The 21,042-nt window shown below is 62.3% G+C and carries 17 protein-coding genes; 8 read left to right on the forward strand and 9 right to left on the reverse strand.

Annotated features, from left to right (window positions below):
• Positions 1 to 360: 360 nt before the first annotated feature.
• The 3 genes from ACGLHT_RS25460 to ACGLHT_RS25470 all read left to right on the forward strand — a co-directional run bounded on the left by ACGLHT_RS25460 (position 361) and on the right by ACGLHT_RS25470 (position 4,744).
• Positions 361 to 1,593 (forward strand): SRPBCC family protein, encoded by a 1,233-nt coding sequence (locus tag ACGLHT_RS25460; protein WP_137164301.1) that lies wholly within the window; start codon positions 361 to 363, stop codon positions 1,591 to 1,593.
• Positions 1,594 to 1,893: 300 nt separating this feature from the next.
• On the forward strand, positions 1,894 to 3,222 hold the full coding sequence (locus ACGLHT_RS25465; RefSeq protein ID WP_025339613.1) for an MFS transporter: 1,329 nt from the start codon (positions 1,894 to 1,896) through the stop codon (positions 3,220 to 3,222).
• Positions 3,223 to 3,253: 31 nt separating this feature from the next.
• Positions 3,254 to 4,744 carry an aldehyde dehydrogenase gene (locus ACGLHT_RS25470; protein ID WP_137164302.1) on the forward strand — a complete coding sequence of 497 codons (1,491 nt, stop codon included), beginning with the start codon at positions 3,254 to 3,256 and terminating at the stop codon, positions 4,742 to 4,744.
• Between the two features lie 211 nt (positions 4,745 to 4,955).
• Here the strand turns inward: ACGLHT_RS25470 and ACGLHT_RS25475 are convergent, their stop codons facing one another.
• The 3 genes from ACGLHT_RS25475 to ACGLHT_RS25485 form a co-directional block, all read right to left on the reverse strand.
• A complete protein-coding gene (locus tag ACGLHT_RS25475) occupies positions 4,956 to 5,906 on the reverse strand; it encodes a LysR family transcriptional regulator (protein WP_137164303.1) in 951 nt (316 codons plus the stop codon).
• Positions 5,907 to 6,016: 110 nt separating this feature from the next.
• The gene (locus ACGLHT_RS25480; protein ID WP_274121013.1) at positions 6,017 to 7,342 is read right to left on the reverse strand and encodes an FAD-binding oxidoreductase; all 1,326 of its coding nucleotides are present in this window, start codon (positions 7,340 to 7,342) and stop codon (positions 6,017 to 6,019) included.
• A gap of 19 nt (positions 7,343 to 7,361) precedes the next feature.
• Positions 7,362 to 8,255: a dihydrodipicolinate synthase family protein gene (locus ACGLHT_RS25485; protein ID WP_085693359.1), complete on the reverse strand. Its 894-nt coding sequence runs from the start codon at positions 8,253 to 8,255 to the stop codon at positions 7,362 to 7,364.
• A gap of 220 nt (positions 8,256 to 8,475) precedes the next feature.
• On the opposite strand from ACGLHT_RS25485, the gene ACGLHT_RS25490 reads away from it, so the two are divergent.
• Positions 8,476 to 10,329: an ABC transporter ATP-binding protein gene (locus tag ACGLHT_RS25490; protein WP_274121012.1), complete on the forward strand. Its 1,854-nt coding sequence runs from the start codon at positions 8,476 to 8,478 to the stop codon at positions 10,327 to 10,329.
• Positions 10,330 to 10,504: 175 nt separating this feature from the next.
• Here ACGLHT_RS25490 and ACGLHT_RS25495 read toward each other — a convergent pair whose 3' ends face one another.
• Positions 10,505 to 11,275: an IclR family transcriptional regulator gene (locus ACGLHT_RS25495; protein ID WP_025339626.1), complete on the reverse strand. Its 771-nt coding sequence runs from the start codon at positions 11,273 to 11,275 to the stop codon at positions 10,505 to 10,507.
• Positions 11,276 to 11,429: 154 nt separating this feature from the next.
• Here ACGLHT_RS25495 and ACGLHT_RS25500 point away from each other — a divergent pair, with 154 nt between their 5' ends.
• Genes ACGLHT_RS25500 through ACGLHT_RS25515 form a run of 4 tightly spaced genes read left to right on the forward strand, consistent with a single transcriptional unit; the run spans position 11,430 to position 15,989 of the window.
• A complete protein-coding gene (locus ACGLHT_RS25500; RefSeq protein WP_085706405.1) occupies positions 11,430 to 12,239 on the forward strand; it encodes a shikimate dehydrogenase in 810 nt (269 codons plus the stop codon).
• Positions 12,240 to 12,243: 4 nt separating this feature from the next.
• Positions 12,244 to 13,977 carry an FAD-dependent oxidoreductase gene (locus tag ACGLHT_RS25505; protein WP_274121011.1) on the forward strand — a complete coding sequence of 578 codons (1,734 nt, stop codon included), beginning with the start codon at positions 12,244 to 12,246 and terminating at the stop codon, positions 13,975 to 13,977.
• Positions 13,962 to 14,282 carry an NIPSNAP family protein gene (locus tag ACGLHT_RS25510; RefSeq protein ID WP_025339629.1) on the forward strand — a complete coding sequence of 107 codons (321 nt, stop codon included), beginning with the start codon at positions 13,962 to 13,964 and terminating at the stop codon, positions 14,280 to 14,282. Before ACGLHT_RS25505 ends, ACGLHT_RS25510 begins: the two co-directional genes overlap by 16 nt.
• 33 nt (positions 14,283 to 14,315) lie before the next feature.
• A complete protein-coding gene (locus ACGLHT_RS25515) occupies positions 14,316 to 15,989 on the forward strand; it encodes an FAD-dependent oxidoreductase (RefSeq protein ID WP_274121010.1) in 1,674 nt (557 codons plus the stop codon).
• 68 nt (positions 15,990 to 16,057) lie between these two features.
• Here the strand turns inward: ACGLHT_RS25515 and ACGLHT_RS25520 are convergent, their stop codons facing one another.
• Genes ACGLHT_RS25520 through tssF form a run of 5 tightly spaced genes read right to left on the reverse strand, consistent with a single transcriptional unit; the run spans position 16,058 to position 21,038 of the window.
• Positions 16,058 to 17,224: an OmpA family protein gene (locus tag ACGLHT_RS25520; RefSeq protein WP_274121009.1), complete on the reverse strand. Its 1,167-nt coding sequence runs from the start codon at positions 17,222 to 17,224 to the stop codon at positions 16,058 to 16,060.
• Positions 17,225 to 17,245: 21 nt separating this feature from the next.
• Positions 17,246 to 17,686: a type VI secretion system baseplate subunit TssE gene (tssE, locus tag ACGLHT_RS25525; RefSeq protein ID WP_137164309.1), complete on the reverse strand. Its 441-nt coding sequence runs from the start codon at positions 17,684 to 17,686 to the stop codon at positions 17,246 to 17,248.
• A gap of 4 nt (positions 17,687 to 17,690) precedes the next feature.
• The gene (tssJ, locus tag ACGLHT_RS25530; RefSeq protein WP_274121008.1) at positions 17,691 to 18,227 is read right to left on the reverse strand and encodes a type VI secretion system lipoprotein TssJ; all 537 of its coding nucleotides are present in this window, start codon (positions 18,225 to 18,227) and stop codon (positions 17,691 to 17,693) included.
• Entirely contained in the window at positions 18,208 to 19,305 is a 1,098-nt protein-coding gene (gene tssG, locus ACGLHT_RS25535; protein WP_274121007.1) for a type VI secretion system baseplate subunit TssG, read from the reverse strand. Before tssG ends, tssJ begins: the two co-directional genes overlap by 20 nt.
• The gene (gene tssF / locus ACGLHT_RS25540) at positions 19,269 to 21,038 is read right to left on the reverse strand and encodes a type VI secretion system baseplate subunit TssF (protein ID WP_274121005.1); all 1,770 of its coding nucleotides are present in this window, start codon (positions 21,036 to 21,038) and stop codon (positions 19,269 to 19,271) included. Before tssF ends, tssG begins: the two co-directional genes overlap by 37 nt.
• Positions 21,039 to 21,042: the final 4 nt, after the last annotated feature.

Consider the following 21,042-nt stretch of genomic DNA (forward strand, 5'->3'; position numbering starts at 1 on the left):
CCGCGAAGCAGGCGACGCGGTGGATGGCACCGGCTGCGCCGGTGTTCGCGGCCACGGCCGCTCCCACAGGTACAGCGCGAGCCCGAAGCCTGCGCCGGACCTGTGGGAGCGGGCATGCCCGCGAAGCAGGCGACGCGGTGCTCAATCTCACAGGCACCATGAGATTTGGTTATCAAAGCGCCCCACTAAAAATTGATTTCGCTGTCATGACCTGCTCTCTAGACTGAATAAAGGCAACGATAAAACTCAACGTTTTCAGCGCATGTTCAACCGCCCCGGTAGTTCATTCGCTGGCGTGCTCGTGCGCGTCGTGGATAAGGCTTGTTGCAAAGCGTTGTTGTTTAAGGAGTACATATAAAAATGCACAATCACACCGCTGGATTAGACTTGATCAAACAACGCAAGCCGCAACACGGTTTGCCGGGCGCCGCCTATATGGACCCGGTGCTCTATCAGCAGGACCTCGAGCACATCTGGTACAAGGAATGGATCTTCGCCGGCCACACTTTCGAAATGGAAAAGCCGGGCGAATACCTGACGCTGCAAATCGGTGAATACCCGGTTCTCGTAGTGCGCGGCAAGGACGGTGTAATACGTGCCTTCCATAACGCCTGCCGCCACCGGGGCTCCAAAGTCTGTACCGAAGCCAAGGGCAAAGTGGCCAAGCTGGTATGCCCATACCATAAGTGGACATTCGAACTGGACGGCAAGTTGCTGTATGCCGGCAACATGGGTACCGACTTCGACCCGTCCGAGCATGAGCTTGCTCCTGTGCACTGCGAGATCGTGCACAGTTACATCTATGTCTGCGTCGCCAGGCAAGCACCGGACTTCGAGAAGTTCCGCAGTGCCGTTTCACCGTTCATTGGCCCTCACTACCTTGAAGACTGCAAGGTCGCGTTCGAATCCCACCTGGTGGAAAAGGGCAACTGGAAGCTGGTCTTCGAAAACAACCGCGAGTGTTATCACTGCGACGGCACCCACCCCGAACTGCTGTGCAGCTATACGGAGCTGGCCTCCGTACGCGGCGACGGCAATGCAGAAGACCCGGTATTTGCCGAGTACTGCAATACGCTCGAGGCAGCCGGCCTCGCCAGCCGCCTGGTCATGGACCCCAATGGCCAGTTCCGCATGACCCGCATCCCGCTCAACCCAGGTGCCAGCAGCTACACCATGGACGGCAAGCCGGCCGTGGCCCGGCGCCTGGACCGCAGTGGCGTGGAGAACATTGGCGCCCTGCTCTACTTCAACTACCCCTCTACCTGGAACCACTTCCTCGGCGACCACGCCTTGAGTTTCCGCGTGCTGCCGGTAGGCCCCGGTGAAACCGTCGTCACCACCAAATGGCTGGTGCCGAAGGACGCACAGGAAGGTGTCGACTACGACATTGACCGGTTGACCAAGGTCTGGATGGCGACCAACGACCAGGACCGGCGGTTGGTCGAAGGTACCCAGGTGGGCGTGACCTCCCCCGCCTACATCCCCGGCCCGTTCTCTTCGATCATCGAAAGTGGCGTGTGCCAGTTCGTCGACTGGTACTGCGACCTGATGACCAGGCGGCTGACCGAAGCGGCGTCGAACAGGATCCTCTGACGCCCACGGCGGAGGGTGCTGCCCTCCGCCGGCCCCAGCCGGTCTACCGGATCGACGGTAGCTTCCTGGCGCATCCCCTCGGCACTGGCCGCCAACCATTTCAGAAGTTGGCTACGAAATTTGACGCCGTAATGGCGCAACGGCCGTTGCCCACACTTCGCCCCCACTTTTCAACTTGACCCGCTGTATGGGAGCCAAGCCTTTTCCCCGGGCAAGACAGAAACAAGACCACAACATCTGTCGCGTGCAACCCGGGCACCCCGAACATTGCAACTGCCATGAATTTCAAAGGAGACAAGAATGATAAGTCCTGTACTCACGGTTGAAGATGTACCCCTCAACAAGTTTCACAAGTCGCTGACTGTCCGTTCAGGCGGTGGCGGTTTTGCCGACGGTTATGTGCTGTGCGTGATTGGCGTCGCCCTGGCGCATATATCGGCGACGTTGCAGTTGAGTACGTTCTGGGAAGGCCTGATCGCCGCTGCGTCCCTGATTGGCGTGTTCTTCGGTGGGTTTCTCGGTGGCTGGCTTACCAACCACCTGGGCCGGCGCAAGGTGTATTTCATCGGTCCGCTGCTGTTCATCGGTGCCTCGCTCGCCCACTTGTGGGTCGATACGGCAATGGGCATGTTCCTGCTGCGGTTGCTGATCGGCATTGGCGTAGGCATCGAATACCCGGTGGCCACGTCCATGCTCGTCGAATTCATGCCGCGCAAGTACCGCGGCTCACGCCTGGCCATGCTGACCCTGTTATGGTTCGCCGGGGCTGCGTCGGCCTACCTGTTCGGGGAGTTGCTGCTGCGCACTCTGGGTGCCGATGCCTGGCCGTTGGTGCTGGCCAGCTCCGCGCTGGTGGGGGTGTTCCTGTTCGTGGTGCGCCTGGGCACCCCGGAATCACCTCGCTGGCTGCTGAGCAAAGGCCGCGATGCCGAAGCCGAGGCCGTGATCAAGGCGGTGTATGGCAGCGATTTCGGCCTGCACAACCTGCCCGAGGAGCAAAACACCCGCAGCCTGACCTTCGCCAACCTGCTGCACTCGGGCTACGGCAAGCGGATGCTGTTCATCGTCAGCTTCTGGACATGCTCCATCATTCCGGTCTTTGCGGTGTACTCGTTCGCCCCCAAGGTACTCGGCGCACTCAACCTGAAAGGTGATATCGCCTCCCTGGGCTCGGCACTGATCACCCTGTTCTTTGTCTTCGGCTGCATGATAGCCACACGCATCATCAACCTGATCGACCGTCGTACCATGCTCAACTGCAGCTTCCTGCTCTCAGGCCTGGCCCTGCTGTGCCTGGGCATTTTCCATGCGAGCCCAGGCCTGGTCATTCTCATGCTGTTTGCCGCCTACGCGCTGTTCATCGGCGGCGCCCAGGTACTGGTGCTGGTCTACCCCAACGAAATCTTCCCGACCGAAATCCGTACTTTCGCCGTGGGCGTCGGTACCTCCGTGTCACGCATCGGTGCGGCAGTCGGCACCTACCTGGTGCCCCTGTCGCTGGATTCGCTGGGGATCGCGCAAACCATGTACATCGCCGCACTGGTCTCGTTCGTCGGCCTGTTCATGTCCTGGGCCCTGGCACCGGAAACACGCTCGCTGAACTTGCAGCAGGCGGCATCGCTGGGCTGATCTGAAACAACACTGTCAAAGGGAACACACAATGGCTGATTTGCTGAGCAAGCAACAATACGCGGCCCTCGCCGCCGAACTGCAACTGCGTACCCAGGCGTTCATCGACGGTGAGTTCCGCGATGCCATCTCGGGCAAAACCTTCGTCACCACCAACCCGGCCACCGGCAAGCAGCTGGCCGAAGTCGCCGCCTGCGACGTCAACGACGTGAACGTGGCCGTGGCCGCCGCCAAGCGCGTGTTCGAACAGGGCACCTGGTCGAAGATGCAGCCGAACGACCGCAAGCACGTGCTGCTGAAGTTCGCCCAGCTGCTGGAAGACAACGCCCACGAACTTGCCGTGCTGGAAGCGCTGGACAGCGGCAAGCCGGTCAGCGAGTGCCAGAACGTCGACGTGCCGGAAACCATCCACACCATCCGCTGGCACGCCGAGCTGATCGACAAGATCTACGACGCCACGGCGCCGACCGGCAATGCCGCCGTGACCATGGTGGTGCGCGAGGCCATCGGCGTGGTCGGCCTGGTGCTGCCGTGGAACTTCCCGCTGCTGATGCTGGCCTGGAAGATTGCCCCGTCGCTGGCCGCCGGTTGCTCGATCGTGGTCAAGCCGGCCAAGGAAACCACCCTCAGCGCCCTGCGCGTGGCCGAACTGGCCCATGAGGCGGGCATTCCTGCAGGCGTGTTCAACCTGGTGCCTGGCGGTGGCCGTGAAGTGGGCGAGGCCATTGGCCGCCACATGGACATCCCGATGGTCAGCTTCACCGGCTCCACCGACACCGGCCGCCTGTTCCTGAAGTACGCCGCCGAGTCCAACCTCAAGCGCATCGTCCTGGAGCTGGGTGGCAAGAACCCGGCCGTGGTCATGAACGACTGCGAGGACCTGGACGAAGTGGCCCAGTTCGTCACCGCCGGTGCGTTCTGGAACATGGGCGAAAACTGCTCCGCTTCCTCGCGCCTGATCGTGCACAAGGACGTGAAGGACCAGCTGCTGGGCCTGATCGCCAAGCACCTGAAGGACTGGAAGTTGGGCGATCCGCTGGACCCGGACAACCGCCTGGGCGCCATGGTCAGCAAGTCGCACTTCGAAAAGGTCAAGTCGTACCTGGAATACGCCGCCGAGCACAAGCTCAGTATCGTCCAGGGTGGCGAGACCGAGGACGGCGTGTTCGTGCAGCCGACCATCGTCGACAACGTTGGCCGCGACAACAAGCTGTTCGTCGAGGAAATCTTCGGCCCGGTGCTGAGCGTGACCAGCTTCGAGACCATCGACGAGGCGATCGAGCTGGCCAACGACACCGTCTACGGCCTGGCGGCCTCGGCCTACACCGGCAGCCTGCGCAATGCGCTGCGCCTTTCGCGTGAAATCCGCGCGGGCGTGGTTACGGTCAACTGCTTCGGCGAAGGGGATGTCACCACGCCGTTCGGTGGCTACAAGGAGTCCGGCTTCGGTGGGCGCGACAAGTCCATCTGGGCCCATGACCAGTACACGGAGCTGAAGACCATCTGGATCAACGCTTCGTGACCTGAGCAAGACCGGTGCTGTTCTGACGGAGTTCGGCACCTGGCCGCTTTTGTGGTGGCTTTGCTGGCCCTATCGCCGGCAAGCCAGCTCCCACAGGGACCCCACAGTCTTCACGGCCTGTGCAGTACCTGTAGGAGCGGCCTTGTATCGCGAAAGGGCTGCGAAGCAGCCCCAGGATTTTAATGCAGATGCACGAATTGCCGGGGCCTGCTCAGAACTTCGACAAGATCCAGTCCCGCACGCGGCAACACGCGCTGTCGTCCTTCTTCTGCTCGTTGAAGGTCAGGAAGTGCTGGCTGTCCTTGTGCACCAACTCCTGCGCCACCGGCCGTACCAGCACCCCCTCCTCGATCAGCGGCTCGATCAGGTAATGCCAGCCCAAGGCGACCCCCTGGCCCTTGATCGCCAACTGAACCAGCGAGCCGTAATCGTTGGAATGCAGCAATTGCGCACCTGCCGCCACCCGTGCACTCAAGTCGACATTGTGGTACTCGAACCACATGTACCAGTCGATGTGCTCGGCAATCTGCGAGCGGCCGTAAGGGCTGAGGTTCAGCAGTGAGCCCTGGCTGATACCGTCCAGCGTTGCCACTTCCGGGTGCTGTGCCAGGTAGCCCGGGCTGCAGATCGGGTAGATCACGTCATAGGCCAAAGGGTGGCTGCTGTAGCCTTCCCTGATCTTCGACAGCTTGTTGATGAACATGTCAGGCTGGACCCCAGGTTCCATGTTCACGAAATTCTGGGTGATGACCAGGTTCAGGTCGATGTCCGGGTTCGCTGCCAGAAACTCCGGCAACCGCGGCGTCAACCACAAGCCGGAAAACGCCGGTGTACAGCACAGTGTCACCACCCGTTTGCCCTTGTTCTGCCGACGTATGCGGCTCGAGACCTGGGCGATGTTGCTGAGCGACAGCTGTACGGCATCGAAAAAGATCGCGCCTTCGGGCGTAAGCGCCACCGCCCGCCCGTTGCGGATGAACAGTTCGGCGCCCATGAAACCTTCCAGCTCACGTATCTGTTTGCTGATGGCCGCCTGGGTGACGCACAGCGACTCTGCCGCGCGGGTGAAATTGAGGTACTTAGCCGCCGCGACGAACGCCTTTACGGCGCGCAGCGAAGGCATTTGTATAAGCGCCTGATCGGGCTCTGTGTGCTTGACCATTGACCTCTACCAGTTATCAGGAAACAGGGGGCAGTCGCCGCTGGCCCATCATACAAAAAAAGGGCCTCGATCGAGGCCCTTCGGTACTTCATCGACACGACTGGCGCGCGCTATTCATCGCCTGCACGCAGCTCCTTGAACTTCATATTGGCCTTGGCGCCGATGGTCAGGAACGGCTGTGGCGGCAACGGCTTGGGCTTGTCATAGGCGCTGAGTATCTGCACCAGTTCACTGTCGATGCCCACTGCCAGGTCCGCCGCAGCGATGCCTGCCGCACTCGACTTGGAAGCACCCAGCCCGTTGCAACCACAGGCAGCGATCACTCCGGTATCGACTTCACCGAACGCTGGCACGCTGTTCCAGGTCAGTGCCATGGGGCCGCCCCAGCGGTACTCCATGCGCAACCCCTTGAGCGTCGGGAAACGCGTCGCGAACTTGCCGTCATGCACACGGCCCGCACTGTTCACCTGGCCATCGCCAATGGTCAGGCTCGGGTTGTAGCTGTAGCGCCAGCGCACCAGAATCCGGTCACTGTCACCATCGCTGATCCGCCGCACCGTGGTGCCCATGGGCAACGCCGGGGTGGCCGCCCAGGTACGCTGGCCCGGTAGAAGTCTGGGGTCGAAGCGCTCGGTCAGCGAAGCGTAGGTGAACACATGCAGCAGCTTGCCCTTGAAGAAGCCGAAGCTCTGCGCATGGCCGTTGTTGGCAAGGATAATCTTGCCCGCGGAGACCATGCCATTTGGCGTCTTGATCACCCACGCGCCCCCCACCTGCTTGAAGGACAGGGCCGGCGTCTGTTCATACACCTGCACCGGGTCAGCCAGGGCATCGGCAAAACGCCTGACGTAGGCCGCCGGCTGGATCATCACCGTGCCCGGCATGAACATGCCCGAGGTGTAGGCCGGGCTGCCCGTTACCTCGCCAATCTGCCGGGTGTCCAGCAGCTCATACCGCTCACCCAGCGCGTCGAGTTGCTTGCCGTAGGACAGGATGTGCTCGTCCCCCTGGGTGCCCCGGGCCACGCTGAAGCGCCCACAGGGGTCGAAGACTTCCTTGCCCCAGCCATGCAGGTCGGCCAGCTCCCTGGCCAGGTCGATGGCCGTGCGGTACAGCTTGATGTCACGCCGGGCGCGCTCGAGCGAACCACCACCCAAGCCCTCGGCGGACACTTCATGCGGCAGGTCGATGATGAAGCCGGAGTTGCGCCCGGAGGCCCCCTCGCCGACCAGCCCGGCCTCGAGCACCACGACCTTCAGCGTTGGGTCACGCCGGACCAGTTGGCGGGCCGCCGACAAACCGGCAAAGCCACCCCCGATGATGGCGACATCCGCCGTGACCGCACGGTTGAGCACGGCCTTGGCCTGGCGGCGTGGCAGCATCTCCACCCAACCCGAGCTGCCATTGTTGCTGGGCAATTTCGAAGCAGTGTACATAGTGAGCGCCCCTGCGAAATCAGGAAGCCGATGCTTCGCGTTCGATCAACGGAGCCAGTGCCTCACGCAACGCACCCAGCTTGCTTTCGGCCAGGCGGGCCAACGGACGGCGCGGGTTGCCTGCGTCATACCCCATGATCTGCGCGCCGGCGTACACCGACTGCACATAGTCACCCTGCCAGATCAGCGACATCACCGGGGCCAGGCTCTTCCAGATCTGCTGCACCTGGGCCCAATTGCCTTCGCTGGCAGCATTGGCCACGGCAACGCAGGTCTTCGGCGCCATGTTCGCGCCACCCCAGATCAGCCCTGCCGCGCCGGCGAACAGCGCGTAGGGTACCAGCGGGTCCGCGCCGTTCATGGTCGGCAGGCCGGTGCGCGACAACGACGCCTGGGCTGCCAGATCGCCGCTGCTGTCCTTGACCGAGACAAAGTTGGGGATCTCGCTCAGTTGCTTGAACAGCGACGGTGTCACTTCGACACCGACGGCCTGTGGCACGTTGTAGCCGATGATCGGCAGGCCGGCCTCGGACACGCTCGAGTAGAAGTCGACAATGCCCTGGTCGTCGGTGGGGCCTTCGAAGAAGGGCGGCAGCACCATCACACCGTCGGCACCGCAGTCCTTGGCGTGGCGGGTGCGCTCGACCACTTCCTCGACCAGCAGCGCCGAAGTCTGCGCGATGACGCGGGCGCGGCCGTTGATGACCTTGGCGCCAAAGGCCACCAGCTCCTTCGATTCATCCTTGCTCAGGTAAACGTGCATCCCGGTTCCGGAGCTGAGTACGAAACCATGCACACCTGCAGCGATGTAGCGCTCGATCAGGCTCTCGAAACGCGCGTAGTCGATCTTGCCCTGTGCATCGAACGGGGTGGTGATGGCCAGGTTTACGCCGGAAAACTTGAATGCAGACATTGGGGTAACTCCTTATTGTTTTCAGCTGGACGGTCCAGCCAAGGCATTGAGCGTGCTGCGGCTCCATGCAAAAGGCTAAAGTCTCATCCACTGTGCATACAGCGACATTTCGGGCGACGACTTGATGAGAAAAGGTTATGCCGCACACTGCACGAACCCCCGCAGACCTGAGTGATCTGTATGGTTAGCGCCAGGCAAAAGCTGATTTTCGGAGACAAGCATGCTGCGTATTTTTGAACGATGGCTCGACCCCTTCCCCCCTGACGAGATACCACCGCCACCGGTTGGCCTGTTGCGCTTCATGTGGGCCTGCACCCGGGGCGCGCGCGGCTACATCCTGGCGCTTGCGCTGCTCAGTGCCGGGGTATCGATCTACGAAGCCTGGCTGTTCGCCTTCCTCGGCCAGGTCGTGGACCTGCTCTCGGACTGGCAGGCCGGCGGTGCCGTCGGCCCCGAAGAAACCCGGGTGCTGTGGGGCATCGGTATCGTCCTGCTGGTCAGCATCGGGTTGGTGGCGCTGCGCACCATGCTTCAGCACCAGGTACTGGCGATCAATTTGCCGCTGCGCCTGCGTTGGGACTTTCACCGGCTGATGCTGCGCCAGAGCCTGTCGTTCTTTTCTGACGAGTTTTCCGGCCGGGTCACCACCAAGGTGATGCAGACGGCGCTGGCGGTTCGCGATGTGTTGTTCACCCTCATCGAGATCCTGCCCGGGATCGGTGTGTACTTCATCGCGATCATTGCCCTGGCCGGTGGCTTTGCCCTGAAACTGATGCTGCCATTCATTGCCTGGGTCGTGCTGTTCGGCCTGGCCATGCTGTATTTCGTGCCACGCCTGGGCAAGGTCGGCCAGGAGCAGGCCAACGCCCGATCATCGATGACCGGGCGGGTTTCTGACGCCTACACAAACATCACCACGGTGAAACTGTTCTCGCACGCCAACCGCGAAGCGCACTTCGCGCGCGCAGCCATGGAGGACTTCAAGCAGACCGGTTTTCGCCAGATGCGTCTGGTGAGCCAGTTCGAAATCGTCAACCAGGCGCTGGTGGTGGGCTTGATCATTGCTGCCGGTGGCTATGCGCTGTGGCTGTGGCACCAGGGCCAGGTCGGCACCGGCGCGGTGGCGGCGATCACCGCCATGGCCTTGCGTATCAACGGCATGTCGCACTGGATCATGTGGGAGATAACCTCGCTGTTCGAAAACATCGGCACCGTGCAGGACGGCATGGCCACCCTCACCCGCGGCCCCAAGGTAACGGATGCGCCCGGCGCTGCCGAGCTGGTAACCAAGGGGGGCGCGGTGAGTTTCGACAAGGTCGGCTTCAACTACAACGGCGAGCGCCAGGTACTCGACGACCTGAGCCTGCACATCCGCCCGGGCGAAAAAGTCGGTTTGGTCGGCCGCTCCGGCGCTGGCAAGTCGACCTTGATCAACCTGTTGCTGCGCTTCTACGACGTGGACCGTGGGGAAATCCGCATCGACGGGCAGAACGTGGCCAAGGTCACCCAGGACAGCCTGCGCAGCGCCATCGGCATGGTCACCCAGGACACCTCGCTGCTGCACCGCTCGATTCGCGACAACATCGCCTATGGCCGCCCCGATGCGACCGAAGCGCAGATCCGCGCCGCTGCGGCCAATGCCCAGGCCGATGGTTTTATCAGCCAGCTCAGCGACCGCCAGGGCAACACCGGTTACGACACTTTGGTGGGAGAGCGCGGCATCAAGCTGTCTGGTGGCCAGCGCCAGCGCATCGCCATTGCCCGGGTGATGCTGAAGAACGCGCCGATCCTGCTGCTGGACGAAGCCACCAGTGCGCTGGACTCGGAAGTGGAAGTGGCCATTCAGGAAAGCCTGGATGAAATGATGAAAGGCAAGACCGTCATCGCCATCGCCCACCGGTTGTCGACGATTGCCGCCATGGACCGGCTGATCGTGATGGATGAAGGGCGCATCATCGAACAAGGCACCCATGCGCAACTGCTGGCGAAGAATGGTACTTATGCGCGGTTGTGGCAGCACCAGAGCGGCGGGTTCCTGGGTGAGGACCAGGGCGTGGCCGAGGCGATGGAGTAGGCAGGAGGTGGGATCAGGTACCGCGTCGCCTGCTTTCGCGGGCACGCCCGCTCCCACAGGGATCGCGCCAGGGCAGGGACTTCTGCACTCCTGCAGAATCAACTGCCCTGGCGCGATCCCTGTGGGAGCGGGTTTACCCGCGAAGACGGCAGCACGATTCCCGGACCATACCGCTTCAATCCAGCACCGGCCGCAACAACGCCTGGGCCTCGTACAGGGTCGGCAGATACCGCAAGCGTATTTCATCCACACTCAACCGCGAAGCATGGGTGGTGATGGTCAACGTCGCTTTCAGCCGGCCAGCCCGGTCCAGCAGTGGCACACCCAGCACGCGCATGCCGATTTCATACTCTTGGTCCACGATACAGAACCCCTGCTCCTTCACCCGCAGCAACTCCGCCTCCAGCTGTAACCGGTCCGTCTGCGTATAAGGCGTCAACCCTCGCAGCGGGTTACGCGCAAAGTAGGCATCCCGCTCCCCCTCATCCAGCCAGGCCAGCCAGACGCGCCCGCCGGCGGTGCAATACATCGGCACCCGCGAACCCGGCCGGATCGACAATGAGGCCACATGGCTGTAGCGGCTACGTACCAGGTGGATGATCTCGTCACCATCACGGGTACCTACCGACACATGTTCCTGGGTCTGCCGCGCCACCTGCTCGACGATCGGCCGCAGCATGCGCGGCAGTTGCGCCGAGTCCACATACGCCTGGCCAAGGCGCAGCGCCTTGGGCGTAAGCCAGTACTCACGGCTGTCGGTTTCGGCAAACCCTTCGTGCACCAAGGTCAACAGAAACCGCCGCGCGGCACTGGGGGTAAGGCCGGACAACCTGGCCGCCTGCGGCACACTAAGGCGCGGCTGCTCGGCGCTGAACAGCTGCATGAGCGCCAGGCCCTTCTGCAAGCCGGCAATCAGGTCACGGGGGTGGATAGCGGGGGTGTTCATCTATTCGACTCGCAAGCAGGGCAAATACAGCCGATTACCGCGATAACCGGATCAGTGATGCGATTATCGCATCAAACGGCCGATCAGCGCATTGTTACCCACGCCCCCTTGCCTCACCCTTGGCCTGCATAACAACGCCAATAAGGAGGTCAGCATGATTCGTGGTTCCACTGAACTGGTCGCCATCGTCGGTTCGCCCATTGCCCAGGTGAAGTCCCCCGAAAACTTCAACACCTGGTTCGCCAACAACAACTGCGACCTCGCCATGCTGCCCATCGACCTGCATGAGGCCGCACTGGATACCTTCGCCGGCACCCTGCGCGGCTGGCAGAACCTGCGCGGTTGCGTGGTCACCGTGCCGTACAAGCAGGCCCTGGCCAGCCGCCTGGACGGCCTGAGCGAGCGCGCAGCCGCGCTGGGCTCGGTCAATGTAGTGCGCCGTGAGCAAGACGGTCGCCTGCTGGGCGACAACGTGGACGGCGCCGGCTTCCTCGGTGCTGCGCGCAAACATGGCTTCGAGCCGGCGGGCAAGCGTGCGTTGGTGATCGGTTGTGGCGGGGTCGGCAGTGCCATTGCCTATGCGCTGGGCGAGGCCGGCATCGCCAGCATCACCCTCAGCGACCCCAGCACCGCGCGCATGGGCGCTGTGTGCGAGTTGCTCGGCAATGCCTTCCCCGCGGTCGAACTCGCCACCCGGGTCGACGGGCTGGAAGGCTTCGACCTGCTGGTCAACGCCTCCCCTGTCGGCATGGGCGGCAGCGCGGAACTGCCGCTGCCTGCCGCCCTGCTCGCCACCTTGCAAGCCGAAACCCTGGTCGCCGACGTGGTCACCTCGCCCGAGATCACCCCGCTGCTGAAGCGGGCACGCCAGGTTGGCTGCGCGGTCCAGACCGGCCCGGAAATGGCCTTCGCCCAACTCGGCCACCTAGGCGCCTTCATGGGCGTCACGCCGCTGGAGATCTGAAGCCATGCCGACGCATGAACACGCGCAACACAACTTTGACCTGGTCGTGCTGGGCAGCGGCGCCGGTGGTTTTACCGCTGCCGCCACGGCCGCGCGCCATGGGTTGAAAGTGTTGGTGGTGGAAAAGGCCGAACACTTTGGCGGCACCTCGGCGATTTCCGGCGGGGCGGTGTGGCTCTACGGTACCGATCAAGCCCGCGCCGCTGGTGCGGTGGACTCCCCCGAAGCCATCCGTACCTACCTCAGGCAGGTCATCGGCGACGGCTACGACCCCGCCCTGGTCGACGCCTTCATCGAGCATGGCCACCAGGCGCTGCGCTGGCTGGAGCAGAATACCGAACTGCGCTACGCCCTGCGCCCGCACTCGCCGGACTACTACCCGGATGCCCCCGGTGCCACCCAGTTTGGCCGGGCGCTGGAGATGGTCGAGTACGATGGCAAGCAGCTCGGCCCGTACTTCAAGGACCTGCAGATGCCGCCGCCCGGCATGTTGCTGTTCGGCGGCATGATGGTCAACCGCGTGGATATCCAGCATTTCCTCAGTATCCGCCGCTCGCCCCGGTCGCTGTGGCATTGCCTCAAGCTGATGGCGCGTTATGCGCGGGACCGTCTGCATCACCCGCGCGGCACGCGGCTTACCACCGGCAACGCCTTGATCGCCCGCCTGGCCAGCAGCGCCTTCGCCCATGGCACGCAGCTGTGGTTACGCAGCGAAGCCCTGGAGCTGATCGTCGAACGCGGCGTGGTCACCGGCGTGGTGGTGCAACGCGAAGGGCGCCGTGAACGGGTGCTGGCCCGGGGCGGTGTGGTGTGCGCCATGGGCGGGTTCGCTGCAGGCGCGCTGGCCGACAGCTACCGGCCGACCCGGCAAGCGCCGCACCTGACCATGTCACCGCCCAGCAATGACGGCGCTGCCCTGCGCCTTGGCCAAGCCGTGGCCGCAGCCCAGGGTGAGGGCCTGGTGGCCAACTTCTTCTGGGCACCGGTTTCTGAACTGCGCCATGCCAGTGGCGAGCATGAGCGCTTCCCGCACCTGGTCACCGACCGCGCCAAACCGGGTGTGATCGCGGTGGGCCCGGACGGGCGACGCTTCGTCAACGAGTCCGATTCCTACCACCACTTCGTGCAAACCATGTTCGCCAAAGGCATTGCCAGCTGCTGGCTGGTCTGCGATGCCGAGGCGATGAACCGCTACGGCCTGGGCCTGGCGCGGCCAAAGCCGGTGGACAACCAGGCATTGATCGATGCCGGCTACCTGCACCGCGCCGCAACAGCGCAAGCCCTGGCCGAGGCTATTGGCGTCGACCGACAGGTGTTCATGCAGACCCTGGAGCAGTTCAACGTCGACGCCCGCAACGGCATCGACCGTGCGTTCGGCAAAGGCGGCAACAGCTACAACCGCTACATGGGCGACCCGCAACACACGCCCAACCCATGCCTGGCGCCACTGACCAGCGGCCCGTTCTACGCCATCCGCATCCACACCGGCGACCTCGGCTCGGCCCGCGGCCTGGTGACCGACGCCCAGGCCAACGTGCTGAACCGCGATGGCCAGCCGATTGCCGGGCTGTATGCAGTCGGCAACGACATGAACTCGCTGATGAAAGGCACCTACCCCGGCCCCGGTATCACCCTGGGCCCTGCCCTCACCTTCGGCTGGCTCGCTGCCAACCACATCGCCGCGCGCCTGCAGGCGCCAACCACCCACATGGAGAATCCAGCATGTACTACGAACTGAGAACCTACACCCTCGACCCACTGAAAATGGCCGACTGGCTGAGCCTGTACCAAAGCCACGCGCTGGAGGTGCAAAGCGAGCATCTCGGTAACCTGGTCGGCTTTTTCACCAGCGAGTTCGGCGAGGTCAACCAAGTGGTGCATATCTGGGGTTATGCCAGCCTCGACGAGCGCATGGCACGCCGCGCAGCCATGGCAGCGGACCCGCGTTGGGCCGAGTTCTCACGGCGCAACCGCGAGCTGGGCGCGGTACTGCACTTGCAGTCGCGAATGCTGCGGCCCACCGGTTTTTCGCCGCTGCAGTAAAACCTTCCTCCAACGCCTGAGCGGGACCCCACGATGCAACCCCTCGAATGTGACGTACTCGTCATCGGCTCCGGTGCCTCTGGCCTGGCTGCCGCCGTTACTGCCGCCCATCACGGCCTGCAGGTGATCGTCGCGGAAAAAGCCAGCCAACTGGGCGGCACCACCGCCTGGTCGGGGGGCTGGCTGTGGATACCGCGCAACCCGCTGGCCATTGCCGAAGGCATCGTCGAGACCGACGATGCGCCGGAGCGCTACCTGCGCGCGCAAACCCAGGTCAGCGAACTGGACCCGCGCCAGCGCGCCTTCCTGCACCATGGCCCGGAGATGGTGGCGTTCTTCCAGCAACACACTGCCGTACAGTTCCAGTGCGGCAGCCGCATGCCCGACATGCGCGAAGGCGACGGCAGCGCGTGCGGTGGCCGTTCACTGTGCGCACTGCCATACGACGGGCGCCTACTCGGGCCCTGGCTGCACAAGCTGCGCCCACCGCTGGACATCGTCAGCCTGGCCGGCATGGGCATTGCCGGCGGCGCCGACATGGCCGCCTTCTTCAACGCCACGCGCTCGCCCACGGCAGCGCTGCATGTGGGCAAACGCCTGCTGCGCCATGGCCGCGACCTGCTGCTGCACCGGCGCGGCCTGCAACTGGTCAATGGCAACGCCCTGGTGGCACGGCTGCTGCGCAGCGCCCTGAACCTTGGCGTGACGCTGCTGACCGACAAGCCGGCCAATCGCCTGCTGGGCGAAGGCCGGGTCAGCGGCGCACAGTTTGCCGACGGCCAGCTGATCCATGCCCACCGCGGTGTGGTGCTGGCCTGCGGTGGCTTTGCGCATGATCGCCAGCGCATCGCGCAACTGATGCCGCATGCGCCGGACGGTGACCAGCACTACTCCGCCGCGCCATGGGAAAACAGCGGCGACGGCCTGCGCTTGGGCGAACAGGCCGGTGGCCTGGTCCAGACGACTGCGACCCATGCGGGGGCCTGGGCACCTGTGTCGCGGGTGCCGCGCAGCGATGGCAGTTTCGGCCATTTCCCGCACTTGATCGATCGCGCCAAACCCGGTTTCCTCGCCGTGCGCCGCGATGGCCGGCGCTTCGTCAATGAGGCCGATTGCTACCACGATTTCATGAACGCGCTGTTCGCCGCCACGCCGCAGGGTGAAGCGCCGGAAGCCTGGCTGATCTGCGACCATGCTGCGCAACGGCGCTATGGCATCGGCTGGGCCAAGCCCTTCCCTTTCCCCACTCGCCACTATCAACGCTGCGGTTACCTGCACAGCGGTCGCACGCTGGCGCAACTGGCACAGCGCTGCGGGATCGACGCCGCGCAGTTGCAGCGCACGGTGGACGGTTTCAACCAACATGCAGCCCAGGGTGAAGATCCGCTTTTCCGGCGCGGTGTATCGGCCTACAACCGGGCGCAGGGCGAGCCGTTGCAAGCCCCCAATCCATCGCTGCGGCCACTGCTGCACGGGCCGTTCCACGCAGTGAAACTGTTGCCGGGCAGCCTGGGTACGTTCGCCGGCCTGGGCACGGATGCCTCGGCCCGGGTACTGGACCGCGAGGCGCGGCCGATCCCCGGGTTGTATGCGGTGGGCAACGACATGGACAGTGTGATGGGCGGATATTACCCAAGTGGCGGTATTACCTTGGGGCCGGGGATGACATTCGGTTATCTGGCCGGCAGGGTATTGAGCAGCTTCTAGGAGAATGCGGTTAGTTTTTCCCGAGGATAAGGTGAGCGCCGCCTATTGGTAAGCGTTCACCTTGCTCCTTACACGCCCTCGCCGCTTCCAATCAGACGCCCTGTTGCTTCCAGTTCTGCGCATGCACCAGACTCCGGCACTAAACGAATGTCCACACGCCGATTTGCTGCTCGACCAGACTGCGTATGGTTGCTGCCAATCGGTTGACCGGCCGCGACCCCCTGAACAGCAAAACAACCATCCGGGATATCTCCCATACGCTGCATCCAGTCGCGGACAGCAGAGGCGCGGGCACGAGAGAGATCAAGGTTCTTGGTAGCATCGCCCTGCGCATCCGCATGACCGGAAATAACGATCAACCACCCAGGTTGGGCTTTGATACCGACCAGTGCATTGATCAATAGCTTGGTTGAGCCGGGTTTGAGCTCGGAACTGCCAGGGTCGAACAGGTTCAAGCTGTCGAGCTGGATTGGCTTGGGCGTAGAGGGTTCTTTGATTTGCCTGGACACCCACTCCTGCCAGCCTAGCCAACCCACGAATGCGCACGTGACCGTCAAAGTCAGCAGCCACGGCAGTACAGCGCGCTTCTGCGCAGGATGCTCGACTACAAATGTGTAGGTCGACGGCGCAGGCACAACGGAGGCGATATGAGGACTGACCGATGGTTCAGCAAACAATATCGATGGCTGTGACAGAAGCGGCACCGGCGCCGCCATGCTTCCAGATATGCGTTGCAGCAGGCTGAGTATCTGGTTTCGGAAGACCTGTAGCGAAGCCAATGGCGCATGACCAAGGCGTTCCAAACGGTGCTCCAGACAGTTCAACTCAACAACCAGCCCGCTCAACGCCGCCGAACTTGACCTGCCCCATTCCACCCTGCGAACCAAGGGATGCAACTGAGCAAACAGCCATGCCATAAGATCGATACGAGCTAACGCCTGCACCGGCCACAAGCGTGGCCACTCATCGGTCAGCGTAGAGAGCAGTGCCAACCCTTCCGTCAAGCCCGTCAGTCCCGTGCGGTAGCTACGCGCAAGCACGAACGCCACCGCCGTCTGCAGCTCAACCCCGTTCAGCTCGAAAAGCCGCAAGGACAACCCCTCGACCTTTGCCCAATCCACGTCTGGGCAGGCAGGGTGATTGAGCTTCGCCAACTCACCGTGCAGCAGCTTGAACTCATCAAGATTGCCCGGATCCCCGCCCAGGCGAACACGCATTTCAAAAAGCGCCGTCATCCGACCCCCTCGGTTGTCTGTCTAGTACTTGGGCAGGTAGCCTTCCTGCTTGAGGTGACGCACCACAGCCCGGCCCTCAGCACCCAGTGTGGTTCCAAAGGTCACCCGGCCGCCGCCCTTGATGATTACCTGAAGGGCGTACTCAAGGTGCCCAGGGCGAGACTGAGGTAGCAGCGCGATGCTCACCTCGGCCAGGCGTGGCTCATGACGACGCAATGTTCGTGCGATGTCATTCATTAAACCATGGGCCGAGGCAGGTAACCCTTGCAGTACCGTGCCCATGTCCGGCAAGCCGTAATCCGGCAGATGCGAGAGCGAACCCGCACGGCTGTTGAGAATGCGCTGGACATTGTCCAGCACCGAGAGGGTCAACTGGTCTTCTTCACTGACCTGGTCCAGCTCCAACTCACCGCTGAAGTTCTGCAACAGGATCTCGTAGAGAGAGGGACTGGTCGGGAACATGCTCTCAGTCCTCCGCACGCGGTCGAAGCGTCAATCGGTTATCGCCCAACTCAATCACGCGAGCCTGATCCGGGTCGAGGTCGTCACGGTCCAGCACAAGCCGCCACGTATCTTGCAGAACATCCGGACTTCTGAACAAAGCGACTACACCGACATACTGGGCTTCGCCTTGCAGTGGTGTACTCAGCTGCGCCGCTTCACCGGGCTTGATCACCACGACGCGCTCATCAAGCAGATCATCGCGAAGCACTCGCTCACCTTGGCTCACCAGATTGTCATAGGTGGCGTTCTCCAGTGCCTGGCTGCCCCTTAACTGGTAGACCCGCACCAGAACTGGCACCGACAATCCGCTCATCTCTTCGACATTGGTGTTCATCGCTGACCGGCCATTGAGGTCCAGATGCAGCGTTCTGACTTGCTTGTAAAAAATTGCATGTGCAGTGGATGCCGTGCCATCCGCCACTTTCTGTGCAAGGCCACACCCTCCCAATACACCGATCAGAGTGGATGCGGTGAAGGCCTTAAAACCAGTACGCCACATGCTCTACCTCTCTGCTGCAAGGGTGTAGTTGCAGGCCTTGGTATCGGCCCAGGTTGATCGTGATCATGTCTTCTTGAGCCAGTGCGTGAGGGCCCGTTGCCCGTTTCAATACAGCGGTCATTCCCAGCATCGACTGGGTACGCCCCAATACCGGAACCGGCACCATTTCTCGCGGAATAATGAGTTGCAGCAGTGCTGTACATCGCCACCCCAAGTACACCTCCAGCAACACGCGCAAATCGGCGATCAGCCGACCACCAGGAAGCCACTCACGCGCCTCGTCCTGGTCCGCGGTACACAGCCGCAGGCGCAGCTGGCTGTTCGCATCGTGCCCGACAGCACCTAACGGCATGCCTTGGCCCAGCGTTACCGGGCGTTCGGGTGAAAGGCTGGCAGGCTGCGCAAGCAGTACCCTCTGCGGCCAATGCCCAGTTACATGCACTTCTGTCTGCGGCGCCAGCAACTTCACCAGTGCGCAAATCCCCTCCGCGTTGCGCGTGGGAAGCCGCATCACACTGAGCAAGGCCAGGAAACGTGACATGGGCGTGGCGATACGCTCGGCCGTACCGGGAATTCCCAGCCCGATCAAACCCAACAAGCACTGTGACGTAACATCGCGCCCGCCCGGCTCGAACGTTGCCGGGTAGGAGTACTTGCGCCAGATTCGGTAGAACTGGGTGAATATCCGATGGTTGAAGATGTCGAGGAAGTGCTCCAACGCCTCGTGGCCTTCGCGCCGCTGGGCGATATCGTCCAGATAGGCCGTTGGCAAAGGGGAGTCGACCCCATACAAACCCAGCAGCCGAGTACGCACCGTCAAGGGTTGGTCAGGAAACGCCTCATCGATTTCGAGGCCCTTCAACTCACCTGCCGGGAATCCCATTCCAGGGTCCGGCCGGAACCGAACCCGGTCATCGCCCGGGTGCGCTGTACTCCCCAACGGTGGCTGTTCGTCCAGCACCTGCTCCAGTACTTGGCAGAAGCGGTAGACGTTCGCCGTTGACGCCTGCTCCGCCAGTACCTGCAGAATGCCCTCCGCCTTCAACCGGGAATACGCTGACTGTGATGTTCGCTCCATCGCAGGCACCTCCCCGTTGGTTGCAGAATCATGGTCAGTTGCGTGCACAAGTGAATATCCGCATACAGGGCGAAGAACCGGCTGAGCATTTCACCGAACAGGTAAATGTCCCCCTCCCCTGAAAAACCATTGCTATCGACAGTCACCTCGATATCCACGCCTCGTAGCAAAAAGCCCTTTTCGAATCGCTGAATCAGGTGATGCTTGACGTCGACAATCGCCTCCAGGCGCCGTCGATTCGTTTCGCTACCTGTCCACTCGTACAAGGCCAGGGTGCCGCGCAGTACTTCAGCACTGTTGAGCATCGGCAGAAAATTCGATCCAAGGTGACTGAGCACACGCCAGTGGAAACGATCACGGTTTGGCGGGTAACACGGCAGGGTCGGCGCAGTCAGATTGCGTACGCGCAAGCCTGCCTGTGTGGACTGCGCCGCTGAATCGAGCAACGTACTGCGCAGCGCTTTGCGCGGCAGCTGACCATTGGTACCGGTCAGGCGCAGCGACAGACTTTTGCGCTTGAGCAACACATCCTTGTCAAAGCCCTCCCCGCCAAGAATCAGCCAGGTGTCATGAAGGCCATTGGCTCCACGCCTCAGGCGTGTATGAAAGTAGCGCTCGGGGGCCTCGTCGCGAAGCATCCCCCCTTTGTGGCGAAAGCTGCTGAAAGGCACGTAGTCCTGACGCACGCTATCTTTTGCCCCTGAAACTCTGTCAACCGAGTAGATCTCGGTATGGCCGTCCTGCAGCCGCATTGGCCTGAGCAGGTATTCATTCTGCAGGGGATCCAAGGTGAGGGGATCCGCTTCCAGTGCAAACAGGTTGATCACCGGGACCGCATGCAAACGAATGTGCTCGGCTGTGGGCGTAGCAGCATGTGACCAGGACTCGCCGAGCACGACTTCAAGCTCGAACCACGGCGTGCCCGCAGGCAACGTTACCGCTTCCAGGCCGCAGAGCGTCACGAACATGAATTTTTCGCGGAACGTGAAGTACTCAAGTAGCAATTGATAACCGCTGAAGGCACTCTCGCCCTTAGGCCAAAGCCGATCATCGTCAGCAAAGCCCTTTGGCTTGAAATGCCCCACAAATGCTTGGCGCTGCGCCCTGCCCGGCACGCGTATGTAGAGCGATTGCACGTTCAATGTCAGTGCTTGGTGCAACACACTGGCAAGCGCGGCATCCGCATTCAGATACAACGGTATCTGCGCAAGGTCCAGCTGACTCCCATCGATCAACGCTCCACACGCAAATCGTAGGCGTAGCACCGCACGTCCGTCAGGCTCATGATCAAGGCGCACGGTATCGAGCTGAAGTGGCCGCAGGGTCAAATCCTGCGTGGTGGAGTAGCGGCAACGGGTGCGATGCTGCCCTACCGGCTGTGACAACACCTGAAAGCCACTTGCGACCACCTCACTGCCTTTCATCTGGCTGACATCAGGCATGAGTTCAACGATGGCCAGCGAGGGTATGGTGCGCAAATAATGCGGCCACAACAGGCTCACCAACCCCTCTGTCAGCTCAGGCAAGTCGTCGTCCAGTTTTTCGCGTAGACGCCCCATCAAGAATGCGAAGCCCTCGAACAAGCGCTCCACATAGGAGTCTTCAGCGCCGGGTTTGTCCAGATTGAGTTGTGCCGCACGGTCTGGAAATGCCTGGGCAAACTCTTTGCCCGCTTCTCGCAAATAGCGCATTTCAGCGTCGAAGTAACGCAGGGTTGGGTTGTCCGTACTCAAAACA

This window comes from Pseudomonas sp. PsB, from assembly GCF_043658375.1.
Taxonomy (GTDB): domain Bacteria; phylum Pseudomonadota; class Gammaproteobacteria; order Pseudomonadales; family Pseudomonadaceae; genus Aquipseudomonas; species Aquipseudomonas putida_Z.